Origin of the sequence: Micrococcus sp. ACRRV (genome assembly GCF_022346985.1) — a bacterium.
Classification (GTDB): Bacteria; Actinomycetota; Actinomycetes; order Actinomycetales; family Micrococcaceae; genus Micrococcus; species Micrococcus porci.
In genome coordinates this window covers 1-1,748 of record NZ_JAKRNH010000191.1, presented here as the reverse complement: position 1 = coordinate 1,748, position 1,748 = coordinate 1, and the positions used below count along the sequence as shown (strand labels likewise).

The window sequence follows — 1,748 nt, the reverse complement described above, 5'->3', positions numbered from 1 at the left end:
CTGCGATATGGCCCCTACCCGCCTGGTTGAGGGGCCATATTGCAGGGCTCGTCGTGCAGGGCCGGGTGTCGCGGGGGGCCGGGGCCAGGCTGGGCGTCACAGCCCGCCGTGCACGAACTCCCCGCCCACGGCGGTGGCGACGACGTCGATCGCCGCGATCTGGTCGCTCGGCACCGCGCGCGGGTCCTCGCTGAGCACCGTGAAGTCCGCCAGCTGGCCCGCGGCGAGCCGTCCCTTGCGCCCGCCCCAGCCGGTCGCCTCGGCGGAGCCGACGGTGTAGGCGTGCAGGGCCTCGGCCACCGTCAGCCGCTCCGCGTCCGGGCCATACTGCTCGCCGGTCTCGGTGCGGCGCAGCACGAAGTCCTGGATGACCTCCAGCGGGCGGCCGCCGGCCACGGGGCGGTCCGAGCTGCCCGGCAGCACCAGGCCCGCGCGCAGCAGCCGCCCGGCCGGGTACGACAGCGCGGCCCGCTCCGGCCCGATCCGCTCCCGCACCGACCCGCCGAACGCGCTGATGAAGTTCGGCTGGGTGGCCATCACGACCTCCAGCTCGGCCATGCGGGCCACCTGATCGTCGCGGACCACCCCGCCGTGCTCCACGCGGTGCGGCATCACGGGGCGGCCGAACCGGCCCCGCGCCTCGGCGATCACGTCGAGCGCAAAGTCGAGGGCGGCGTCGCCGATCGCGTGCAGGGCCAGCGCCCAGCCGGCGGCCGCCGCACCGAGGCACGCCCGGCGCATCTCCCCCGCGTCCTGCTGCAGGTAGCCGCGGCCGTGGCCGTGGCCGCAGTAGTCCTCGGTCATCGCGGCGGTCTGCCCGAGCATCGACCCGTCCGTGAACACCTTCGCCGGCCCGATCTGCAGCCACTCGTCGCCCACCCCCGTGCGCACACCGGCGTCGAGGGTGAGGTGCGTGCCGTCGTCGGGATGGCCGTCCACCGGGCGCAGCGCGTCCAGGGTGACCATCGTCTGGAAGCGGGTGCGCAGCAGCCCCGCGTCCCGGGCGCGCTGATACGCCCCGAACTCGAGCGGACTGTGCCCGATCCATCCGCCGGCCACCCCCGCGTCCGTCACCGAGGTGATGCCCTCGGCCGCGTACTCCTGCGAGGCCCGCGCCAGGCACGCGCCGATGTGCTCGTGGGACTCCGGCTGCAGCAGCCGGGTCACCAGGCTCATGGCGGTCTCCTCCAACAGGCCGGTGGGGCGGCCGGCGGCGTCCGTGAGGATCCGCCCGCCCTCGGGCTGCTGCAGCACCTGCTCCCCCACACCGGCCAGGACCAGCACCGCCCCGGACACCGTGACGGCGTGGCCCGTGTTGTGGCGGATGAGCACGGGGCGCCCGGAGGCGGCGGCGTCGAGGCCGTCCCGGTCGGGCTGGGGTCCGGTGAGGTGGCCGGGGTCGAAGCCGGTGCACGTCACCCAGGCGCCGGGGTCGAGCTCGGCGGCGCGGGCGCGGACCCGGCGGTGGACCTCCTCCGCGGTGCGCGCGCCCTCGAGGTCCACGTCCAGCCGGGACTGGCCGAACCAGACGCTGTGCGCGTGGGCGTCGTTGAACCCGGCGAGGACGGTGCGCCCCCGCGCGTCGAGGCGTTCGCGCGCTGCGAGGCCATCCAGCTCCTCGTCCACCCCGACGACGACGCCCCGCCACACCCCCAGCCGCGAGGCCGACGGCCGGGCGGGGTCGCCGGTGATGAGGCGGGCGTTCTCCACGATCAGGTCGAGCTGCATGGGGCGGGTCTCCTGGGGTG

Annotated in this window: 1 protein-coding gene; it reads right to left on the bottom strand. The window is 76.0% G+C overall.

The window, feature by feature from the left end:
• Positions 1 to 96: 96 nt before the first annotated feature.
• The coding region (locus tag MHY29_RS11990) for an amidohydrolase (RefSeq protein WP_239241533.1) at positions 97 to 1,748 on the bottom strand (1,652 nt) is incomplete at its 5' end.